Genomic DNA, 19,896 nt, shown 5'->3' on the forward strand with positions numbered 1-19,896 from the left:
AGCCTTTATTTGTTTGCATTGCCGGTGTTCCCGTTGCCGGCGGCCGCCGGAGCGTTGCCTTCGCTATTGCCGCGTTGCTGGCGACGCAGCTCCATCATGCGCTGGCGGCGCTGGTCTTCCGGCAGCTTCCTGATTTCTTCGCCGAATTCGCCGGCATCGATGCGTTTGTTGATGTCGGCCCAGCGCTTCTGGCGTTCTTCGGGCGTCATGTTCTGGCCGCCCTGCGCATCGGCTGTCGCCGGAGCGCCTGCGGCACCGGCGGCTCCCGCGCCGTCGCGCTTGTGGCGGCGCGGACCGGCTTTCTCGGTCAGCTTGTTGGCCGGATCGTCGGCGCCGCCGCGCATGACCGGCTCGACCTTGGCGCCTTCGCGCAGGCGGTCGATGCCGTCGACGACGACGGTTTCACCGCTGGCGACGCCGTCTTCAATCGCGGTGATGTCGCCCTGCGCAGGACCGGTCTTGACATTGCGCACGGTGACTGTGTTATCCGACTTCACCACGTACACGAACAAACCCTTGGAGCCGCGCTGGATCGCTGCCGTCGGGATCACCGTCGCGCCCTGGCGGACGTCGAGCAGCATGCGGATGTTGACGAACTGGTTCGGGAACAAGGCATAGTCGGTGTTGGGAAACTGGGCCTTCAGCTTGACCGTACCGGTGGTGGCGTCGACCTGGTTGTCGATGGTCAGCAGCATGCCGCCGGCCAGCTTGTTCTTCTGGTCGCGGTCCCAGGCGTCGGTGGCCAGTTTCTTGCCGGCCTGCAGTTGCTTCATGACGGCGGGGATGTTGTCTTCGGGGATGCTGAACACCACCGTGATCGGTTGCACCTGGGTGATGATGACGATGCCGTTGGTGTCGCTGGAGTGGACGATGTTGCCGATGTCGACCTGACGCAGGCCGAGGCGCCCGCTGACCGGTGCGGTCACGCGCGAATAGGTCAGTTGCAGCCGCGCGCTGGCGAGGTTGCCTTGGTCGGACTTGACCGTGCCTTCATATTGCTTGACCAGCGCGGCCTGGGTATCGACTTGCTGGCTGGCGATGGAATCCTGCTCCAGCAGCGTGCGGTAGCGCTTCAGATCGAGCTGGGCGGCGCTCAACAGAGCCTGGTCGCGCGCCAACTGGCCTTCCGCCTGGGTGACGGCGACCTGGTAAGGACGCGGATCGAGTTCGGCCAGCAAATCGCCTTCCTTGACCAGTTGCCCCTCTTTGAAATGCAATTTCATCAACTGGCCGTCGACGCGGCTGCGCACGGTCGCGGTCGCGGTCGGCGTGACGCCGCCCAGGCCGGTCAGATAAATATCGACATCAGATGTCCTGGCCACCGCCACACCGACCGGCGACAATCCCAGGCCGCCGAAGCCGCCCATGCCGCCACCCTGGCCGCCGCGCTTGCCTTTGCCGCTGCCCTGTTGTCCCGCCACACCCTGCGCCTGCCCGCCGGATGCCGCCGCCCGCTTGTGGTTCCAGTACGCATAGCCACCGCCGATCACGGCGATCAGCAAGAGCCAGAACCACCAGCGTTTCAGCAATCCTGGCGACTTCTTGGGCGACGGGGAAGATGGCGTTTGATTATTGTCGGGAGTTGGTGTGATAGTCATCTTGGGAGGCAGGAAACGGTTTTTGATCAAGACATTTGGTGAAGATCAGCCCGTTGCCGCCCGGGACGTGGAATCGGCTGGCAGGTCTTCACAAAATGCACTCGCAGACTGGCATGGAAACGCCAGCCCGATATTATGGTCCAGAAGCATGACGAGACTGTGATGAATCCCCTTATCTTCATGCCGACCAGAAAGCCAAAAGGCCTTGCGCACCAAAGAAGATACGCAAGGCCTTGATTACAAACAAGTATTATTTCCCAAAACCATCGCCCATACCGTGTTCGCGGCCGAAACGACCGTGTTTGAAGCGGCGTTCTTCCATTTTATGAAATTCCTGGTCGAACACTTTTTGCTGTTCCGGCGACAGCACGGCGTAGAACTCCTTGGTGGCGGCGATGCGGTCCGTCATATGCGCTTCCATCGTCTTCATCATGTCCAGATGGCGCTCCATGCGTTCCGGTGCGGTCAGCTTGTCCCATTCGTCCTTGCTCGGGCGGGCTGGCGGCGTAGCCGGACGCTGCGGGGCGGTCTTGTCGAGGAAAGTCTTCCAGCCGGCTTCCTGGGCGGCGGTGATCTTGAGCTTGTCATGCAATGCCGCCAGGCGCTTGGCACGATATTGCTCGAACTTGGCGATCTGCTCTGGCGTCGGCGCATGGCGGCCGGCCGGCGGCATCTGGGCGAACGACGACATGGCTGTCAAACCGATACCGACGACGGCGACGCCGATCATGAGATGCTTTTTCAGATTCAACATGGTAATTCCTTTCGTGATAGTCGTGCTATCTGCACAGGTCACATTTAACCGCCGCGGTGTAACGGCGGTTTTTCGCGTGTCGCGCGATTTGTATCGCTTTGTATATGCCGACGACCGCTTTGTTTCGCTCTATGTCTGGAGAACCATCTGTTATCCCAATATACAATTCAGCGTCCCCCTCGCTTTCCGGAATTGTCATAATGGCTGCCATGGATACAAATTCTCACATTCTGGTGGTCGACGACGACCGCGAAATCCGTACCTTGCTTGCGGAATATCTCGACGCCAACGGTTTTCGCACGCTGACGGCGACCAATGGCGTCGACATGCGCAAGGTGCTGGACGAATCGCGCGTGGACCTGATCGTACTCGATCTGACGCTGCCGGGCGAGGACGGCCTGACGCTGTGCCGCAACCTGCGCGCGCAATCGAACGTACCGGTAATCATGCTGACCGCGCGCGGCGAGCCGCTGGACCGCATCCTCGGGCTGGAAATGGGTGCCGACGATTATCTCGCCAAACCCTTCGAGCCGCGCGAATTGTTCGCGCGCATCCGCAGCGTGCTGCGTCGCACGCAGGCGTTGCCGCCCAACATGATCCGGCTGGAAGCCAAGTCCATGCATTTCGCCGGTTGGACGCTGGACCTGACCGCACGCCATCTGCTGAGCGGCGACGGCGTGGTGGTGGCGCTGTCGGGTGCGGAATTCCGCATGCTGAAAGTCTTCCTCGACCATCCTAACCGCATCCTCAATCGCGACCAGTTGCTGGAACTGACGCAAGGCCGCGAAGCCGATCCGTTTGACCGTTCGGTCGATATCCAGATCAGCCGCCTGCGCCAGAAGCTTGGCGACGACGCGCGCACCCCGACCATCATCAAGACCATCCGCAATGAAGGTTATGTGTTGGCCACCACCGTTATCATGGACGATGCGGGATGAAGAATCTGTTCGGTTCGTTTTTCAGCTCATTTTTCAGCTCGATGGCCAACCGGGTCTTCCTGATCCTGCTGGCGGGCATCATCGTCGCTACCGTGGCGACGACTTGGCTGGCGTCCAACGAGCGGCGCAGCACCTTGCGCGAACTGCGCTACCAGCACGTCGCCGAACGCGTTGAGCAGTTCGTGCTGGCGCTCGACGACATCAGTCCGCAGGCGCGCCAGGTGGTCCTGCAGGCAGCCGGCAACTTCGGTTTTGAAGCCGCGTTCGTCAACAGCGTCGGCGACACCGTCAACCCCGGCGCGAGCACAATGGCCGACATTCTGCGATCGCGACTGGGAGCGGATCGCCAGATCGTGGTCCAGCGCGAGACCGATTGCGCGCCGCGCAGGCCGCCCGGCTATTCGCCCGGACCGCTGGACAGGCCGCCGCACATGGAAACCTGCCGCATCATCTACGTCAGCCTGAAGGACAAGGCGCTGTTGCGACTGCGCCTGCACATCCCGGGCGAACCGCCGATGCTGCGCGGACGCGGCAACGGCATCACCCATTCCGGCGCACCTTACATCCTGCTGTTCCTGATATTGATCGCCATGCTGGCCTATGTGGTGGCGCGCATGGCGGCGCGCCCGATCAAGCAGTTGGCAAGCGCGGCCACCGAACTGGGCCGCGACATCGACCACCCTCCGCTGACGGTAAAAGGTCCGACCGAAATCCGCCAGGCGGCCGAGGCGTTCAACGCCATGCAGGCCCGCATTCGCCGCCAGATCCAGCATCGCACGCACATGCTGGCGGCGATCACGCACGACTTGCAGACGCCGCTGACGCGGCTGCGACTGCGGCTGGAAAAAGTCGACGACAAGGAATTGCAACAAAAGCTGGTGGATGACCTGGCAGTGATGCAAGGCATGGTGCGTGAAGGGCTGGATTTGGCGCGCAGCATGGATTCTTCGGAATCGATGCAGCGCCTCGATATCGATTCGCTGCTCGACAGCGTTTGCGCCGACGCTTCCGATGCCGGCCATCAGGTCGAACTGGTCGGCAGCACGCGCGCTTTCATCGTCGCACAGCCGAATGCGCTGCGCCGCTGCCTCACGAATTTGCTCGACAATGCGTTCAAGTACGGTCAGCGCGCCGAGGTCTCGATTGCGCTGGACGATCTGCTGCCTGGCCGCGTGCTGATCTGCATCCGCGATCATGGCCCGGGCATTCCGGAAGATCAATTGGAAGTGGTTTTCGAGCCGTTCCACCGGCTTGAAACCTCGCGCTCGCGCGATACCGGCGGCACCGGTCTCGGCCTGACCATTGCGCGCAATATCGCGGAAAATCACGGCGCCTTGCTGAACCTGCGCAATCACCGTAACGGCGGCCTGGAGGTGTTGTTGTCGCTGCCGCTGAAACAAGCCCGCAAGCCGCCCAAACCGCGCTAGAGCCTGTTCAGAAATAGTTCAGGCCGAGCGCGCCGCGCACTTCCGAGACGGTCTGCGCCGCCGCCGCGCGGGCGCGCTCGGTGCCGCGACGCAAAATCGCCAGCACTTCGCCGCGGTCCTGCTGCCATTGCTGGCGGCGCGTGCGGATCGGTTCCAGCAAAGCTTGCAGATGGCCTTCGAGGCGGCGCTTGAGGACGCTGTCGCCGAGACCGCCGCGGCGATAGTGCTGCTTCAGTTCTTCCAGCGCAATGCGATCCGGCTCGAAAGCGTCGAGGAAGGCGAACACCACGTTGCCTTCGACCTGACCGGGATCGTCGACGCGCAGATGGTTGGGGTCGGTGTACATGCGCTGCACCGCCTGCTTGATCTCGTCAGGGGTGGCGCCAAGCGCAATGGCGTTGCCGAGCGACTTGCTCATCTTGGCCTTGCCGTCGATGCCTGGCAGGCGACCGACTTCCGACAATACTTCCTTGCACTCGACCAGCACGTCCCTGCCGACCACGCTGTTGAACTTGCGCACCAGCTCGTTGGTTTGCTCGATCATGGGCAACTGGTCGTTGCCGACCGGCACCAGCGTGGCCTTGAACGCGCTGATGTCAGCCGCCTGGCTGACGGGATACGTCAGAAAACCGGCCGGGATGTCGCGTTCGAAGCCGCGCAGTCGGATTTCTTCCTTGATGGTCGGGTTGCGCTCCAGGCGCGACACCGTCACGAGGTTCAGCAGATGCATCGACAGCTCGTACAGCTCAGGTACTTGCGACTGGATGAAAATGGTGGATTTTTCCGGATCGATGCCGACGGCCAGATAGTCGAGCGCGACTTCAACCACGTTTTCAGTGACTTTCTGATGGCGGCCGACGTTGTCGGTCATGGCCTGGGTATCGGCCAGCAGCAGGAACTGGCTGGCGTCGTTCTGCAACTGCACGCGCGAGACCAGCGAGCCGATGTAATGGCCGAGATGCAAGGGACCGGTCGGACGGTCGCCGGCCAGGACGATGGGCCGCGCGGCGACAGGGGAATCAGGGGATGCGGATGCAGGTGAAACATTCAAAGACATGGTCACTCCGGTAATTTCGGAACGCTGCCAGTCTCGTCGAACACCAAACAACAATGCCGCCAAGACCGGCGGCATCACATTGACAAAAGCTGTACTGCAAAGCTGTGTAAAAGCGGGCCACCTGAATCAGGTGCGCCACCAATGCAGAAGTTGCAGGAAAGGGAATCTGTGTTGCATTTGATAAGTATAGCACCAAGCCTTGCGGAATGACGCGCCACAAAAGCCTGGCCAAGCCGTCCAGACAATAAAAAATGTCCGCTGTCAAGTTATTTTTGATGGCGAACAGGACGCTAAAAACCCATATAAACCAACAGTTTAGACTGCTTCTGAGCGCCTTGAGCCCACGGTCGGTTTGTAGGCTGGGGGCCACATAGGAGTCTAGCGGTTGCGGGTCTCGGCGTGCCACAGCGGGTAACACGGATGGAAGCTTCGGCCGCTTCCTCCGTAATCATATGCCCGCCAATACATAAACATAAGGCTGATCCCCAAATGCGAACGCGCAGTCCTGAGATTGCGCGTTCGAGGGTACTTTCGGCACTGACTTCGCCTACGGAGGTGTTGCCTCTCGCTGGGGTGGCTTCTGCGTCGCCGGCTTTGATGCCTCCCTTTTCTTGAATCCCCGATCCCCCGCTATGAACGCCTCCAGCATGTGCGGAATCAACGTCACCGCGTCCACTGATTCGCCGTAGGCTTGCGCGTGCAACGCCGCATAGCGGTCGAGGTCAGCTTTCAAGCCAACGGAGCAGGCAAAAGTCAGCTTCGTGCTTTCCGTCTTCGGGAGCGGCCCGAGCCGCAGCTTCTTGATCGGCGTACTCATCGCGATTTCCCCCTATTGAAAAAAAGTGGTTGGTATGGCCGCAGCACCAGATCCCGGTTGACAATGACGCGCACCGGCAAGCCGGGTCGCTCGGTCAGCGTCGGTTGGATATTCATGTTGCGCCGGGTCATCTCCTGGCCCGCCTGGTTCACGCTGTCCTTCAGGCTGTCGCGTCCGGCGATGACCACGCGGTCGCCGCCGTTGCGGTTCTCCGGTGCGGCCAGTTCGGCACCGACGCCCAGCAAGGTGGTCAGCGCAGCACCGGCAAAGACGCGATCCCAATGCCAATCAACGCCATCCTCCAGGCCCGCATAGCCGGCCGGATCGGTGCCGACCAGTTTGTCGAGCTGGAACGAGGACGTATCCGGGAGGATGACGCGATTCCACACCACCTGCACGCGGCTCTGTCCATAGCTCACCTGGCTGTTGTATTTGCCCAGCAAGCGCGAGCCTTGCGGGATCAGCATGTACTTGCCGGTGGCCGTATCGTAGACCGGCTCCGTCACCGTGGCGATCACATCGCCCGGCAGGTCCGACTTGATGCCCGTGACCAGCGCGGCGGCGATGACCGTGCCGGCCATGACCTGGTACGGCGATGCGGGCATTTGCAGGTTGCCGGAGTTGCGGGTTTCCGTAGAACCGGCTTTGTTCAAAAATCCTTCCTTCTGCTCTTGCCGATTCTGCACGGCGGTGGGGTCGGCCGACTGCGCGGCGGTTGAAGCTGGTCCGGCCGCCATCGGATCGAAGGCGGCGTTCGCCGACGCAGGGGCGGCAGGTGCAGCCTGCGCTGACGCGGAAGCGGCAACCTTCTGAGCACTTGACCGGAAGAACACCGACGAAGCCGCTGCTTCCTCGGCCTGCTTCAAGCGTGCCAGGCGTTCGGCTTCGGCCGGATCACGGCCAGATGGCGGGGCACCGTAGCCTTGGGATTGCTGCTCGGCCTTGTGGATCGGCCCGCCCAGATCGCCCGGCAACGGCGTGCCGAGCTGCGGCACTGCTGGCAAGGTCGGCGGCAGCTTGGAATAGTCGGCTGGCAGTTGATCAAGCCCTTCGGAACGCGACACGCGATCGACGTTGAACAGCTCTTTCTGGTCGCCAGCACCTCGGCGCTGCGTAGCTTGCAGCGACCAGATAGTGCCGCCGAGCACGGCGGTCGCCAGCCCGCCAACGAGGACGGCCAGCATACGCCGGTTCAAGCGTGTGACCGGACGCGGCTGGGCACGCAGAGCCACGTTCTCGGGAGCCACCTTGGGCGGCACATCTGACACCGGTGTGCCAGGGGCATTGTTCGCTTGGCTCATGGTCAGTTCCTCCGCGTCACGCTCACAATCCCATCCGTGCGCTCGATACGCACCACGTCGCCCTTGTCAGCACCCAGGCGCAGTTCGGCCGCGCCGAACAGCCGGTCCACGATGTAATACGGCGGACGGAAGCGGTAGTTCACCAGTTGCCCATCACCTTGTGCGCCGATAACGAACAGTGGCGGCAGCTCGCCCTGTGCGATGCCGCCGGGAAACTGGATATAGACCTTCTCGCCATCGTCAAAGGCACGTAATGGCTTCCACGACGGATTGCTGCCGCTAATCGCGTAGCGGAAACGAATTCTCTCCAGCAACAAACCGGCATCCACCGGCGCAGCGATCTGCGCCGCCTGCGACTGGCGCTGCAAGGCCAGCATGCGGTCCTTCGGATAATCCCAGGACACGGACGCCATCCAGGCCTTCTCGGTCGAGGTCAACTCAAGCAGATAGGTGCGCCGGTTGGTCGTCACAACCAAATTGGTCTTGAGGCCGCTGCGCGTAGGTTTGACTAGCACGCTTACGCGCAGGTCAGCACCCGTACCGCTGGACGTGTCGCCCACGATCCAGCGCACGGTATCGCCAGCCGCAACCGTCACCAGTTCCTCGCCGGGTTGAAGCGAAACCACGGTCACCCGGCCCGGACTGGCATAGACCTGGTACAGCGCGCCATCAGTGAATGGCCACACCTGGATCGCATTGACGTAGCCCTCGCGAGTCGGCGCGATGCGCGCCTCCTGATTGGCGCGGGACACGCGCAGCTTCTCGTCGGCAGGTTCTGGCGCGGACTTTTCATCGCCATGTCCCGGCAAGGGCTTCAACTGCTCGGGCAGTGGCAACGGCTGCGGAACAGTCACCACTTCAACAGACTTGGGCGACTCCGGCAAAGGCTGCGCCTGCACCGCCTCATCCAGCGTGATGGTCGGCGGCGGCTTGCCTTGCGTGGCGCACCCGGCAAGGGCTACCAGTAGGGACAAAAATACGTAAATGCGCAAAGTCGGTTTCATGGTTTGGCTCCTTCGGAAGAATCGAGTTCACGGCTCCACGACAGACCATTGACGTAGATGCCCAGCGGATTGCGGCGCAAGCGCTCTTCGGTGCGCGGCGTTTGCAGCACGATGGACACAACCGCCGTCCAACGTTCCAAGCCGGCGGCTGCGCCGTTGACATAGCGGCGCTCAGTCCAGCGCACGTTGAATGACGCATCGCTGGCGCGCACGATGCTGGTGATCTGCACCGTCACCGACTCTTTGCCCACTCGCGCAAACGGGTCATTGGTACGCGCGTAGTCGTTGAGCACGGCCGCGCCGCGGTCGGTGGTGTAGTCGTAGGCGTCGAGCCAGTTCTGGCGCACGACGATGGGGTCGATGGACAGCGAACGCACCAGTGTGATGAAGCGCCCCAGGTGATGCGCCGTCTGTGCATCGTTGGGCTTGTACGGCGTGACGGCTTCGCCGACAGCGCGCACTTGCCCAGCACTGTCCACCTCCACCACAAAGGGCGTGACGATGGATTGCGCCGAGCGCCAGACCAGGCCGCCCGCCATCAGCAAAGCCAGCACCAAACAACCGAAAGCCATCAGCCGCCAGTTCTTTGCCTGCGCACGGGCCGAACCGATACGGTCATCCCAGACCTGCTCAGCGGATTGATACGGGGTGGCAGGCTGTGGCGTGTCCGCATAGCGCACCAATGAACGTTTGAATCGCATGAGATGTTCTCCTTATGAATCCGAGGGGTCGTGCAGGCTGGGGCTACTGCCTGAGCCGCCGCCATCCCCACCGCGCAGCGTGTGGGCGACGGTCGAGGCGGCATGGCTGATCTGCTGGCGACGATGCAGGCGCTTGGCCCAAGCGGGTTGTTGGGTGTCGGCTGGCGCGGCATCGGCACCGCCTTGAGTCGTCGGGCCATTCGCACCACCGGCAGCACCATCCTCGGATGCAGGGGCATCTGGCCTGACGGCCGCCGCAGCCCGATCCTTCATCGACTTGGCTCCAGCGGCGACCTTTTGCCCCACCGATTGCGCGCCCGTCTTGGCGACGTTGCCCAGACCCGCCGCCGCGCCCTTGATGCCACCACCGGCACCGGCAGAACCGGCCTGGAATGCGGACTTCGCGCTACTGGCGGTCGAGGCCATTGAGCGGGCACCACTCGCGGCCATCTTTACGGCACCCGGCGCCATACGCGCACCGGCTGCGACGGCGCTACCGACGCCCGTGGTGGCGACTCCCACTGCGACCGCTGCTCCAGCGGCACCCAAGGCAGTTCCCGCAACAGCACCAGCACCCAACTGCGGCGCCCCGGACACCAGTCCAGTCGCGATGCCCGGTCCGAAGATACCGAGACCCAGCATCGCCAGCGCTGCCAGCATGATGGTCAGCGCGTAATCAATGGACGGGTCTGCACCCGGTGGCGTCCGAAATTCGGCGAACAGGCCCGTGCCTATCCCCACGATGACCGCCAGCACCAGCACCTTGATGCCCGACGACACCACGTTGCCCAACACCTTTTCAGCCAGGAACGAAGTCTTGTTCCACAATGCAAACGGCACCAGCACGAAGCCTGCAAGCGTGGTCAGCTTGAATTCGATCAAGGTGACGAAGAGCTGCACCGCGAGCACGAAGAAACTCACGATCAGCACCAGCCAGGCCAGGAACAACACGACGACCACGTCAATGTTCACGAATACTTCAGGAAATCCCGCCACCTCGCTGATCTGCGCCAAGATCGGCGCACCGGCATCGATGCCGACCTTGGCCAGCCGGCCCGGCTGCAGGAACTCGGCCTGCGAAATCGTCGAACCAGACGCCAGCAGCCCCAGCCCGGAGAAAGACCGGAACACGATGCCAGCCAGCCAATTGAAGTTGCCGATGATGTAGGCGAAGGCCCCCACATACAGCACCTTCTTGATGAGCTTGCCCATGATGTCGTCGCCGCCACCGCTGGCATGGCTCATGGCCCAGAACAGCCCGGCCAGCGTCATGTCGATCACCACTAGCGTGGCGGTCAGATAGGCAACTTCTCCTCGCAGCAAACCGAAACCGGAGTCGATGTAGCGCGAGAAGACGTTGAGGAAATGATCGATGATGGAAACGTCGTTCATGGCATCCCCTCAACGACCGTAGAAATCGACGGTCTGCGGCGTGTATGGCGTGCCGTCTCCGATGAAGCGACGCCGCACCTCGCGGGCACGCTCCTGCACGGCAACGACGCGCGCCTGCTCCAGCGCGGTGGCCCGATCTTGGGTGATTTGCAGTTGCTGCGCCTGGATGGCTTGTCGCGCTTGCAAGGCCAGCAGTTGGTTGGTGGCCTGCGTGGCTTGCAGCGCACCTACGGCCGACTGGCTGCGGTTCACCAGGTCGGTCAGTGTCTGCTCGTCGGATGCGAAATTCTGCACCGCCTGCGATTGCACCTTGGTCGCGGTGCGCAGCGCTTCCAGCGAGTTGCGCCAGCGCGAACGCGCATCGGTCGCCATCTGGTTTCCCGAGATGGAGGCAGAATACGCATCGGGGTAGAGCCGCTGGAATTCAGTCTCCATCTGCGATACGTTGAACGCCAGGCCCTGCGCCTGCTGGATCAGTTGGTTCGTGGCCGACAGCGACGCGCGCAATTCATTCAATACACTGAAGTCCAAGCCGGTGAGGTTCTTCGCCTCGTTCATCAGCGACTGCGCCTGGTTCTGGAGCTGTCTGATCTGGTTGTTGATCTGCTCCAGCGAGCGTGCGGCGGTCATGATGTTCTGGGCCAGGTTGGACGGATCGATCACGACCCACTGCGCGTGTGCGGCAGGCATGACGGTCACCAACGTTGCGACGGCCATGGCGAGGATGGTTTTTTTCATGATGTGTACTCCTGTGGGGTGGATGAATAGGACGGAAAGGACGGAACAAGGTCGGCGGCCCAGTCGAGGCCGCGATGGCGCAGCCAAGCGGCTGCGAAGTCGGAAGGAGGCACTGAGTGGAAGACCGCATCAATGTCACGCTGGTCCTGCGACGTCGAGGCGCCGGCAAAGGCCAGCGTGACCGGCCCCAGATCCAGGTCGAACAAGCGATTGCCCAGCCGAGACTGGTAGTAGTAGTCGCGCTTGGGAACCGCCTCGGCCACGATGTCGATCTGGCGGCGGTTCAAACCGAAGCCTTCGTAGATCACCTTGATCTGCGGTTCGGTCGCCTGCGGGTTGGGCAAGAAGATGCGGCTCGCGCAGCTCTCGATGATCGCAGGCGCGATGACCGAATCCTTGATGTCGGCCAGGGACTGCGTGGCGAAGATGACGCTGACGTTCTTCTTGCGCAGCGTCTTGAGCCACTGGCGGATGCGCGCGGCAAACACCGGGTCATCGAGGAACAGCCAGGCTTCGTCCAGAATGAGCAAGGTCGGCGCGCCGTCGAAGCGTTCATCGAAGCGCGCGAACAGATAGCCCAACACCGCCAGCGTCGCGGCCTTGCTGTGCATCAGTTCTTCCATCTCGAAGCACTGCACGGAACCTGAACCCAGGCGATCCGAGTCTGCGTCCAGCAGCTTGCCGTGCGCTCCGCCGAGTACGTAGGGTTGCAAGGCTTGGCGCAGCGCGTTGGATTGCAGAAGTACCGACAGCCCGGTCAAGGTGCGCTGCTCCACCGGCGCACCTGCAAGACTCCCCAGCGCCGACCAGATAGCGGCCTTTTCTTCCGGTCCGACGGTCACGCTTTCATGCAGCAACCGACCTTCGAGCCACTCGGAGGCCCAAGTGCGGTAGCCCTCCTGGTCGATGCGGGCCAGCGGCTGGAAAGCAATCTCGCCGTCAGCGCCCAGGTCGTAGTGTTCGCCCCCAAGTCCCAGGATGGTGGCGCGCATTGAACGCCCCATGTCAAAAGCAAAGATGCGCGAGCCGGGATAGCGGCGGAACTGCATCGCCAAGGTCGCTAACAACACCGACTTGCCCATGCCGATGGGTCCGACCACCAGTGTGTTGCCCACGTCGCCAATGTGCGTCACCAGCCGGAACGGCGTGGCGCCATCGGTGCGCGTCACAATCAGCGGCGGCCCATCGAGATGCCCATTGCGCTCCTGTCCGGCCCACACCGCCGATACAGGCATCAGGTGCGCCAGGTTCAGCGTCGAGATGATCGGTTGTCGCACGTTGGCGTAGGCATTGCCCGGAATCGAGGACAGCCAGGCGTCCACGGCATTCAGCGTTTCCGGGATTGTGACGAAGCCGCGGCCCTGGATGACACGTTCGATCCGGCGCAGTTTTTCATCCGCGACCGAAGGATCGGTGTCGAGAACCGTCACCGTTGCAGTGACATAGCCGAAGGCGACTTGATCGCTACCTAGCTCCTGCAGGGCCGCATCGGCATCCGCTGACTTGTTCGAGGCGTCGGTATCGACCAGCGGGCTTTCCTGCTGGAAGATGGTTTCACGCAGCAGCGCCACCACGTTCTTGCGCTTGGCGAACCACTGGCGGCGCAGGCGCGTGAGTTCCTTTTCTGCTTCGGACTTGTCCATGCAGAGGAAGCGTGTGGACCAGCGGTAGGCGAAGCCGAGCCGGTTGAGATCATCCAGCAGCCCCGGCCAGGTCGAGGTGGGGAAACCGCGCACCGATGCCACGCGCAGGTGCTGGTCGCCCAGCATGGGAGCCAAACCTCCTACCAAAGCGCAATCGGCCAGCAAGGCATCGATGTAGAACGGATGCTCTGGCACCGCCACCCGATAGCGCCGCGTCGAAACGGTCGCATGCAGATAGGTCAGCGTCTGGCTGTCGTCCAGCCAATCAATCTCCGGCATGACGCCATCAAGCAGGTCAAAGAAGCGATCCGTCTCCGAGACAAACGATTCCAGCCGCTCGCGCCAGTCCACGCCGCCTTGCGGCGTGTTCTCGTACAGCAGCTTGGCCGCGCGGGCGCGAGATTCCTCGGCTGGCAGGTACGCCAGCGTCAGGTGGTAGCTGCTCTCGAAATGGCTATGGTCTTCCTCGAACGAGGCCCGACGCTCTTCGTCCACCAGCCAGGATAGCGGTTCAGGAAAATCCGACTTTGGGTAATCTGCGGCGGTGCGCCGCTCGGCTTCCACGAACAAGGCCCAGCCCGATCCCAACCGGCGCAGTGCGTTGTTCAAACGCGCCGACGTGGCGATCAGTTCGCCCTGCGTGGCGCTGTCCAGGTCCGGCCCGCGAAAGCGCGCCGTGCGCTGGAACGAGCCGTCCTTGTTGAGCACGAGGCCCGACGCGACCAGTCCGGCCCAGGGCAGCCAGTCGGCCAGCAGCGCGGGACGCTTGCGGTATTCAGCGAGATTCATCATGGCGTGTTCTCCTTGTCGGTCTCACACGTCCAGCAGTGGGCGGTGCTTGATGTGCCGGGCGAACACGGCCATGAACTGGGGATCGAGCCGCGCACCCCAGACCGCCAACGAATGGCCGACGATCCACAGCACCAGACCGGGAATCCACAGTTGCAGGCCCAAGCCAACGGCGGCAGCCAGCGTGCCGTTGGCGATCGCCACGGTGCGCGGTGCGCCGCCCAGCAGGATCGGTTCGGTCAGCGAGCGATGTAGCGGAATCTCGAAACCACTGGCGAAGCCCGCATCGAATTCGTTGGGGGCACTCATGCGACCACCGCCCCGCCCGAGAACGAGAAGAACGACAGGAAGAACGAGGAAGCGGCGAACGCGATGGACAGCCCGAACACGATCTGGATCAGCTTGCGAAAGCCACCCGACGTATCGCCGAAAGCCAAGGCCAGGCCGGTGGAAATGATGATGATTACCGCCACGATCCGGGCAACCGGCCCCTGGATCGATTCAAGGATGGATTGCAGCGGCCCTTCCCAGGGCATGCTGGAGCCGGCCGCGTGGGCAGTCGTTGCCAGGCACAGCATCAGCGCGGCGAGCACGGCAACGTGCAACGCCAGCCGCAGATGCGGATTTACAGAAAAGCGGAAAGTCGAAAATACGGCGTGCGTCATGGCAGTTCTCCTGGAGTGGTTGAAGAAGGGAGCGAAAGGGTTGGAAGCGGCGGCGCGAGCGCGTCGTCGAGCTGGTAGCCGTGGCCGTCGAAACCGACAACGCGGGCAATGGTCTGAACATGGCGGGCGCGGCCGCGACCGGCGATGAAGACGACGACGTTCACCGCCTCGGCGATCAGTGCACGCGGCGGTGTCAACGCGACTTCGAGGATCAATTGCTCCAGGCGCAGCAGCGCGCCGTGGGCGGAGCTGGCATGGATGGTGGCGATACCGCCGGGGTGGCCGGTGCCCCAGACCTTGATGAGGTCCAGTGCTTCGCCGCCGCGCACCTCGCCGACGATCACGCGATCAGGCCGCAGCCGCATCGTGGCCCGCACCAGTTCGGCCATCGACACTACGTTGGCCCTCGTGCGTAGCGATACGTGGTCGCGGGCGGCACACTGCAGCTCCACGGTGTCTTCGAGTACCAGCACTCGGTCGCCGGTGGCGGCGATCTCGGCTAGCAAGGCGTTGGCCAGCGTGGTCTTGCCGGTGCTGGTGCCCCCAGCGATCAGGATGTTCTGCCGCTCTCGCACCGCGCGGCGCAGGAACTCGGCTTGCTCCTCGGTAAGGATGCCGTCCGCGACATAGCGCTCCAGGCCAATGATGCTCACGGCGCGTTTGCGCAAGGCGAAGGCCGGCCCCGGCGCGGCGGGCGGCAGGATGCCCTCGAAGCGCTCACCCGTTTCCGGCAACTCGGCGGTCAGCAGCGGCTGGCCGAGATGCACCTCGGTGCCGACATGGGCGGCAACCAGCCGGATGATGCGTTCGCCATCAGCCTCGGACAGCTTGACGCCGGTCGGCGAGCGGCCCGACGACAGGCGATCAATCCACAAGGAGCCGTCCGGGTTGAGCATGATCTCCACCACGTCCGGGTCTTCCAGCGCGGCGGCGATCAGCGGCCCCATCGCCGTGCGCAGCATGCGGATACGCCGGTCCAGCGATGTGGCAGCGGATGATGGCGGCTGGTCTTTCGGGACGGCATTCATGATCCGTCCTCCTGCATCGCTGCTTCTGCCAGCCGTGCAGCATCGGGTTGGATTTCTTCATAGACCTCCTTGACTAGGCTGCGCCCGCGCAGCAGATGCCGGCCGAGCTGTTCGATGAACTGCTCGAAGCGAGCCTTGCCCTGGGCTTTCGCGGCTTCCTGATGCGCCTCCGGCACCGGCGTGCTGACCGTAAGGTAGTAGCGTACGTACAGCGCCAGCGTCTCGATCAGGATGTTCTGGTCACGCTCCAGACGTTCGAACTGGCGCGACAGCCGATCCAGCCGTTTGGCGGTGGCCGCCTCGCGCTGGTCGCCAGCGTCCGGCGACAGCCAGGACGCCAGCGCCGCCGCGACGATGGACGACTTGGACACGCCTTTCTTGGTGGCCAGTTCGTCCAGGCGCTTGGCGTGGTCGGGTTGAATAAAGAGATTCAAGCGGGCTTGGGTCATAGCTGGATTCCGTCGTCAGGGTCGAGAGCGGCCAGCCGTGCCGTGCGCTGCAAGCGCGGGTCTAGCTGGGATGGGAGGGGAAGCGGTAAGTCGTCGTCATCGAGCAGCGACAGGTCGCTGCTAGGCTGGTCGGATTCGAGGCTGTAAGTGGCGACCTCGGACAGCTCCGGCTGCTGGCGCGGGCCGCCGTCATCGGCCGATTCACTCAGTCCAGCCGTGGCGGATGTGGCTGGCATAGCGGGGATGGCCAGGGCACTCCAGTCGTCGGCGCGTGCGGCAGGCACGTCGGCGTAGCGCCCCGGCGTCAAGGTGGGAGGCGGCAGAACACGCCGCTTGAAATTGGCGTCGGTGTAATAGCGCAGCTTCTTGGCCTTGATCGGCGCATGGCCGGAAACCATCACAACCGATTCATCCGGTGGCAGTTGCATGACTTCGCCAGGCGTCAGCAGTGGCCGTGCCGTCTCTTGGCGCGACACCATAAGGTGTCCCAACCAAGGCGCGAGGCGATGGCCCGCGTAGTTGCGCTGTGCGCGCAGTTCGGTGGCTGTGCCCAGCGTTTCGGAGATGCGTTTGGCCGTGCGCTCGTCGTTGGTGGCAAAGGTCACGCGCACATGGCAGTTGTCGAGGATCGAATGGTTCTGGCCGTAGGCCTTGTCGATCTGGTTGAGCGACTGCGAAATCAGGAAGGCGCGCAGGCCGTAGCCGGCCATGAAGGCCAAGGCTGACTCGAAGAAGTCCAGGCGCCCCAGCGCTGGGAACTCATCGAGCATCAGCAGCAGCTTGTGCTTGCGTTCGATGCCATCGCTGCCGTCCAGCGATTCGGTGAGCCTCCGGCCAATCTGGTTGAGGATCAGGCGGATCAAGGGTTTGGTGCGGCTAATGTCCGAAGGCGGAACCACTAGGTACAGCGACACCGGATGTTCGGCAGAAATCAGGTCAGCAATGCGCCAGTCACAGCGCGAGGTCACTTCGGCCACGGTGGGGTCGCGGTACAGACCCAGGAAGGACATGGCCGTGGACAACACACCCGAACGTTCGTTGTCGCTCTTATTGAGCACTTCGCGTGCGGCCGATGCGACGACAGGATGCGGTCTACCGCCTTCATCACTGCCCAGGTGCCGCGTCGTCATCATCCGGTGCAGCGCCAGCTCGAACGGGCATGCCGGATCGGACAGAAAGTTCGCGACGCCGCGCAGCGTCTTGTCTTCGCCCGCATAGAGCACATGCAGGATCGCGCCGACCAGCAATGCGTGCGAAGTCTTTTCCCAGTGGTTGCGGCGCTCCAGCGCACCTTCGGGATCGACCAGGATGTCGGCGATGTTCTGCACGTCGCGCACTTCATGCGCGCCGCGTCGGACTTCCAGCAGTGGGTTGTACGCGGCCGACTTCGGATCAGTGGGGTTGAACAGCAGGCAGTGTGAGAAGCGCGAGCGCCAGCCAGCGGTGATGTTCCAGTTTTCGCCCTTGATGTCGTGGATAACTGCGGATGCTGGCCATGACAACAGCGTCGGCACCACCAACCCCACGCCTTTGCCCGAGCGTGTAGGCGCGAAGGTCAGGACGTGTTCCGGTCCTTCATGGCGCAGATATTGGCGGTCATGCAGACCCAGGAAGACGCCGGCCGGGCCGGTCAGCCCGGCCTTGCGGATTTCCTCGGCATCGGCCCAGCGTGCAGAGCCGTAGGTAGTGACCAGCTTGGACTGCCGCGAGCGCCAGATCGACATGCTAATCGCCACCACCACGGCAACCATGCCGCTGGCGCCGGCGATGGCGCCACCCGTGTTGAAGACATGCGGCGCGTAAGCGTCGAAAACGAACCACCACTCGAACAGACGCCAAGGGTGATAGACCGGCGTACCGAAGAAGTCGAACCAGGGAGTGCCAAGGCGTAGCTGATAACCCAGGGCAGCGGCGGTCCATTGTGTGGCACCCCACACGCCGGCTATGACGATGCTGAACACCGTCAGCACCTGACCGAACAGCACACTGGTCCCTTGCATCCTGACCTCCGAATTTCTCCTGCACCTCGCGCGCACAAAGACGTGCCGCAAACGTGAGGTTCGGTGTCAACTCAGTGCCGGTCAAAGACCGTTATCGGCACAATTCAAGGAGAAAAAGAAAGATTTCCAGCAGGGGCGTAGACAAGAAAAACGCCGCAAGCGGATGCGCATTGCGGCGTGTATGGTGATTTTTTGAAGGTTTTTTTGCCGACGCGAAGAATAGGTACAAACGAAGTCACACGATTGGTATCTTCCGGTCGCGGCGCCGCAATCTGCGCGAAGCGATCAGTTCTTCGGTGTCGGCTCGGGCGTGTACGGTGTGCCATTGCCAATGAAGCGCTCGTGTGTCGCTTCGGCCACTGCATTACACAGCGCATCGCCCAGCTTGGCACGATTGGCCTTGCATTGCTTGCGCAGTTCCTTTAACCGCTCGGGGTTGGCGGCCAACGATTCGACAGTTTCCGTGGGCGCGGACTGGCCGCACGCGGTCAGCAGTACCGCGAGCATTAGGGTAGTAATTATCTTCATGGCATGGCCTCTCATTGAATGATGGGGGGATTCGATGCTTGGTCACCGACAGGACTCACCCTGTCGATGAAGCGGCTCAACTGCTCGGAAGGTTCAGTGTCTGGGCGCAGCAGGTAGGTGGTCAGCATCGGCGAACGGCCGGCCAGTGGACGGGCGATCACATCAGGATTGCGGCAAGCTGCAATCTGGCTTTCGCCTGCGAACCCCAAGCCGTAACCAGCGGCCACCAAGGTCATCATCAAGTCCAGGGTTGGCACACGATCCGCTACGATGGGCTTAACATCCACCGTGCGCAGCACTCGCTTGACTTGCTGCCAGAAGCCCTCGCAGGTTTCGGGATGGCACAGCACCAGCGGATAGCGCAATACTTCGTCGAGCGGGATGCGCCGGTGCACCAGGAGCGGATGGCGCGCTGGTACAGCGATCACCAAAGGCTCACTCCAGATAGCCTCAGCGATGATGCCTTCGCCCACTTCATCGGATTGTGCAAACCCCGCGTCATACAGGTCACTGTTCAGCCCCTTGATCTGCTGCGACAGCGGTGTTTTCGACAAGCGAATCTCTACCTCTGGTTCATCCTCGCGGCACTGTGCCAGCAAAGCCGATAGTCGTGGCTGGGCGATGCCATCGGACAGTGCGATACGCAGGCGGCCGTGGTAACCGGTAGCCGCTGCCTTAACACTGGCTTTGGCTTGGTCGATAGCTGAGAAGATGCGATGTGTCTCCTCCAGAAAGACTTTACCCGCCCAGGTCAACCGCGTGCGGCGTGTCGTCCGCTCGAACAACTGCACGGCCAAGTAGGACTCCAGTTCCTTGATAGTCCGCGACAACGGCGACTGCTCGATGTGCAGACGCTCGGCCGCACGGGCGAAGTGCAACTCTTCGGCCACTGCGATAAAACAACGAAGATGACGTAACTCCATGTTGGCTGACCTAACCGAACAGTTTGACGATTTCCTTGCGCTGGGCGAAAGTTCCCACTACTCCAAAGTCAAGCGTTAATTGGGACTGCGTGACTTCGCTGTAGCGAATGTCACCAAATTACACGCATGGCTCGATTTGGTCTC

General features: G+C 62.5%; 19 protein-coding genes. 2 read left to right on the forward strand and 17 right to left on the reverse strand.

What is annotated here, in order from left to right; translation table 11 throughout:
• Nucleotides 1-5: 5 nt before the first annotated feature.
• Nucleotides 6-1,598 carry an MdtA/MuxA family multidrug efflux RND transporter periplasmic adaptor subunit gene (locus tag RV1423_RS04440; protein WP_034293802.1) on the reverse strand — a complete coding sequence of 531 codons (1,593 nt, stop codon included), beginning with the start codon at nt 1,596-1,598 and terminating at the stop codon, nt 6-8.
• 250 nt (nt 1,599-1,848) lie between these two features.
• Nucleotides 1,849-2,352: a Spy/CpxP family protein refolding chaperone gene (locus tag RV1423_RS04445; protein WP_034293585.1), complete on the reverse strand. Its 504-nt coding sequence runs from the start codon at nt 2,350-2,352 to the stop codon at nt 1,849-1,851.
• A 209-nt stretch (nt 2,353-2,561) separates the two neighbouring features.
• Here RV1423_RS04445 and RV1423_RS04450 point away from each other — a divergent pair, with 209 nt between their 5' ends.
• Both RV1423_RS04450 and RV1423_RS04455 read left to right on the forward strand, forming a co-directional pair.
• Nucleotides 2,562-3,290 carry a response regulator gene (locus RV1423_RS04450; RefSeq protein WP_197034873.1) on the forward strand — a complete coding sequence of 243 codons (729 nt, stop codon included), beginning with the start codon at nt 2,562-2,564 and terminating at the stop codon, nt 3,288-3,290.
• Nucleotides 3,287-4,717 (forward strand): ATP-binding protein, encoded by a 1,431-nt coding sequence (locus RV1423_RS04455; RefSeq protein ID WP_051516479.1) that lies wholly within the window; start codon nt 3,287-3,289, stop codon nt 4,715-4,717. The genes RV1423_RS04450 and RV1423_RS04455 overlap by 4 nt, the downstream gene beginning before the upstream one ends.
• A 7-nt stretch (nt 4,718-4,724) precedes the next feature.
• On the opposite strand, the gene trpS is transcribed toward RV1423_RS04455, so the two are convergent.
• The 15 genes from trpS to RV1423_RS04530 all read right to left on the reverse strand — a co-directional run bounded on the left by trpS (nt 4,725) and on the right by RV1423_RS04530 (nt 19,752).
• Nucleotides 4,725-5,774: a tryptophan--tRNA ligase gene (trpS, locus tag RV1423_RS04460; protein ID WP_034293589.1), complete on the reverse strand. Its 1,050-nt coding sequence runs from the start codon at nt 5,772-5,774 to the stop codon at nt 4,725-4,727.
• A gap of 547 nt (nt 5,775-6,321) precedes the next feature.
• Nucleotides 6,322-6,591 carry a DUF2274 domain-containing protein gene (locus RV1423_RS04465; RefSeq protein WP_034293591.1) on the reverse strand — a complete coding sequence of 90 codons (270 nt, stop codon included), beginning with the start codon at nt 6,589-6,591 and terminating at the stop codon, nt 6,322-6,324.
• Complete coding sequence (locus RV1423_RS04470; protein ID WP_034293593.1) at nt 6,588-7,892, reverse strand: TrbI/VirB10 family protein; 1,305 nt, start codon at nt 7,890-7,892, stop codon at nt 6,588-6,590. Before RV1423_RS04470 ends, RV1423_RS04465 begins: the two co-directional genes overlap by 4 nt.
• 2 nt (nt 7,893-7,894) lie before the next feature.
• Nucleotides 7,895-8,896 (reverse strand): P-type conjugative transfer protein TrbG, encoded by a 1,002-nt coding sequence (gene trbG, locus RV1423_RS04475; protein WP_034293596.1) that lies wholly within the window; start codon nt 8,894-8,896, stop codon nt 7,895-7,897.
• Nucleotides 8,893-9,597 carry a conjugal transfer protein TrbF gene (gene trbF / locus RV1423_RS04480; protein WP_034293598.1) on the reverse strand — a complete coding sequence of 235 codons (705 nt, stop codon included), beginning with the start codon at nt 9,595-9,597 and terminating at the stop codon, nt 8,893-8,895. Before trbF ends, trbG begins: the two co-directional genes overlap by 4 nt.
• A 12-nt stretch (nt 9,598-9,609) precedes the next feature.
• Entirely contained in the window at nt 9,610-10,989 is a 1,380-nt protein-coding gene (trbL, locus tag RV1423_RS04485; protein ID WP_034293600.1) for a P-type conjugative transfer protein TrbL, read from the reverse strand.
• Between the two features lie 9 nt (nt 10,990-10,998).
• Nucleotides 10,999-11,727 (reverse strand): P-type conjugative transfer protein TrbJ, encoded by a 729-nt coding sequence (gene trbJ / locus RV1423_RS04490; RefSeq protein WP_034293602.1) that lies wholly within the window; start codon nt 11,725-11,727, stop codon nt 10,999-11,001.
• Nucleotides 11,724-14,162: a conjugal transfer protein TrbE gene (gene trbE, locus RV1423_RS04495; RefSeq protein WP_034293604.1), complete on the reverse strand. Its 2,439-nt coding sequence runs from the start codon at nt 14,160-14,162 to the stop codon at nt 11,724-11,726. Before trbE ends, trbJ begins: the two co-directional genes overlap by 4 nt.
• A 21-nt stretch (nt 14,163-14,183) precedes the next feature.
• Entirely contained in the window at nt 14,184-14,468 is a 285-nt protein-coding gene (locus RV1423_RS04500) for a VirB3 family type IV secretion system protein (protein ID WP_034293607.1), read from the reverse strand.
• Complete coding sequence (locus tag RV1423_RS04505; RefSeq protein ID WP_034293609.1) at nt 14,465-14,824, reverse strand: TrbC/VirB2 family protein; 360 nt, start codon at nt 14,822-14,824, stop codon at nt 14,465-14,467. The genes RV1423_RS04500 and RV1423_RS04505 overlap by 4 nt, the downstream gene beginning before the upstream one ends.
• Nucleotides 14,821-15,852 (reverse strand): P-type conjugative transfer ATPase TrbB, encoded by a 1,032-nt coding sequence (gene trbB, locus RV1423_RS04510; RefSeq protein ID WP_034293611.1) that lies wholly within the window; start codon nt 15,850-15,852, stop codon nt 14,821-14,823. The genes RV1423_RS04505 and trbB overlap by 4 nt, the downstream gene beginning before the upstream one ends.
• Nucleotides 15,849-16,301 (reverse strand): CopG family transcriptional regulator, encoded by a 453-nt coding sequence (locus RV1423_RS04515; RefSeq protein ID WP_034293615.1) that lies wholly within the window; start codon nt 16,299-16,301, stop codon nt 15,849-15,851. Before RV1423_RS04515 ends, trbB begins: the two co-directional genes overlap by 4 nt.
• Nucleotides 16,298-18,301, reverse strand: a complete 2,004-nt coding sequence (locus tag RV1423_RS04520; RefSeq protein WP_034293617.1) for a conjugal transfer protein TraG — start codon at nt 18,299-18,301, stop codon at nt 16,298-16,300. Before RV1423_RS04520 ends, RV1423_RS04515 begins: the two co-directional genes overlap by 4 nt.
• A 285-nt stretch (nt 18,302-18,586) precedes the next feature.
• Complete coding sequence (locus RV1423_RS04525) at nt 18,587-18,829, reverse strand: EexN family lipoprotein (RefSeq protein ID WP_034293618.1); 243 nt, start codon at nt 18,827-18,829, stop codon at nt 18,587-18,589.
• An 11-nt stretch (nt 18,830-18,840) separates the two neighbouring features.
• Entirely contained in the window at nt 18,841-19,752 is a 912-nt protein-coding gene (locus RV1423_RS04530; protein ID WP_034293619.1) for a LysR family transcriptional regulator, read from the reverse strand.
• Between the last annotated feature and the right edge of the window lie 144 nt (nt 19,753-19,896).

Origin of the sequence: Herbaspirillum sp. RV1423, from assembly GCF_000577615.1 — a bacterium.
Taxonomy (GTDB): Bacteria; Pseudomonadota; Gammaproteobacteria; order Burkholderiales; family Burkholderiaceae_D; genus Herbaspirillum.

What these genes read in the sequence shown, in the direction of transcription:
- RV1423_RS04520 (WP_034293617.1), bottom strand. Translation starts at nt 18,301, where the DNA reads ATGCAAGGGACCAGTGTGCTGTTCGGTCAGGTGCTGACGGTGTTCAGC.
- RV1423_RS04515 (WP_034293615.1), bottom strand. Translation starts at nt 16,301, where the DNA reads ATGACCCAAGCCCGCTTGAATCTCTTTATTCAACCCGACCACGCCAAG.
- RV1423_RS04445 (WP_034293585.1), bottom strand. Translation starts at nt 2,352, where the DNA reads ATGTTGAATCTGAAAAAGCATCTCATGATCGGCGTCGCCGTCGTCGGT.
- trpS (WP_034293589.1), bottom strand. Translation starts at nt 5,774, where the DNA reads ATGTCTTTGAATGTTTCACCTGCATCCGCATCCCCTGATTCCCCTGTC.
- trbJ (WP_034293602.1), bottom strand. Translation starts at nt 11,727, where the DNA reads ATGAAAAAAACCATCCTCGCCATGGCCGTCGCAACGTTGGTGACCGTC.
- trbB (WP_034293611.1), bottom strand. Translation starts at nt 15,852, where the DNA reads ATGAATGCCGTCCCGAAAGACCAGCCGCCATCATCCGCTGCCACATCG.
- RV1423_RS04450 (WP_197034873.1), top strand. Translation starts at nt 2,562, where the DNA reads ATGGATACAAATTCTCACATTCTGGTGGTCGACGACGACCGCGAAATC.
- trbG (WP_034293596.1), bottom strand. Translation starts at nt 8,896, where the DNA reads ATGAAACCGACTTTGCGCATTTACGTATTTTTGTCCCTACTGGTAGCC.
- trbF (WP_034293598.1), bottom strand. Translation starts at nt 9,597, where the DNA reads ATGCGATTCAAACGTTCATTGGTGCGCTATGCGGACACGCCACAGCCT.
- RV1423_RS04440 (WP_034293802.1), bottom strand. Translation starts at nt 1,598, where the DNA reads ATGACTATCACACCAACTCCCGACAATAATCAAACGCCATCTTCCCCG.
- RV1423_RS04525 (WP_034293618.1), bottom strand. Translation starts at nt 18,829, where the DNA reads ATGAAGATAATTACTACCCTAATGCTCGCGGTACTGCTGACCGCGTGC.
- trbL (WP_034293600.1), bottom strand. Translation starts at nt 10,989, where the DNA reads ATGAACGACGTTTCCATCATCGATCATTTCCTCAACGTCTTCTCGCGC.
- RV1423_RS04465 (WP_034293591.1), bottom strand. Translation starts at nt 6,591, where the DNA reads ATGAGTACGCCGATCAAGAAGCTGCGGCTCGGGCCGCTCCCGAAGACG.
- RV1423_RS04455 (WP_051516479.1), top strand. Translation starts at nt 3,287, where the DNA reads ATGAAGAATCTGTTCGGTTCGTTTTTCAGCTCATTTTTCAGCTCGATG.
- RV1423_RS04530 (WP_034293619.1), bottom strand. Translation starts at nt 19,752, where the DNA reads ATGGAGTTACGTCATCTTCGTTGTTTTATCGCAGTGGCCGAAGAGTTG.
- RV1423_RS04505 (WP_034293609.1), bottom strand. Translation starts at nt 14,824, where the DNA reads ATGACGCACGCCGTATTTTCGACTTTCCGCTTTTCTGTAAATCCGCAT.
- RV1423_RS04500 (WP_034293607.1), bottom strand. Translation starts at nt 14,468, where the DNA reads ATGAGTGCCCCCAACGAATTCGATGCGGGCTTCGCCAGTGGTTTCGAG.
- trbE (WP_034293604.1), bottom strand. Translation starts at nt 14,162, where the DNA reads ATGATGAATCTCGCTGAATACCGCAAGCGTCCCGCGCTGCTGGCCGAC.
- RV1423_RS04470 (WP_034293593.1), bottom strand. Translation starts at nt 7,892, where the DNA reads ATGAGCCAAGCGAACAATGCCCCTGGCACACCGGTGTCAGATGTGCCG.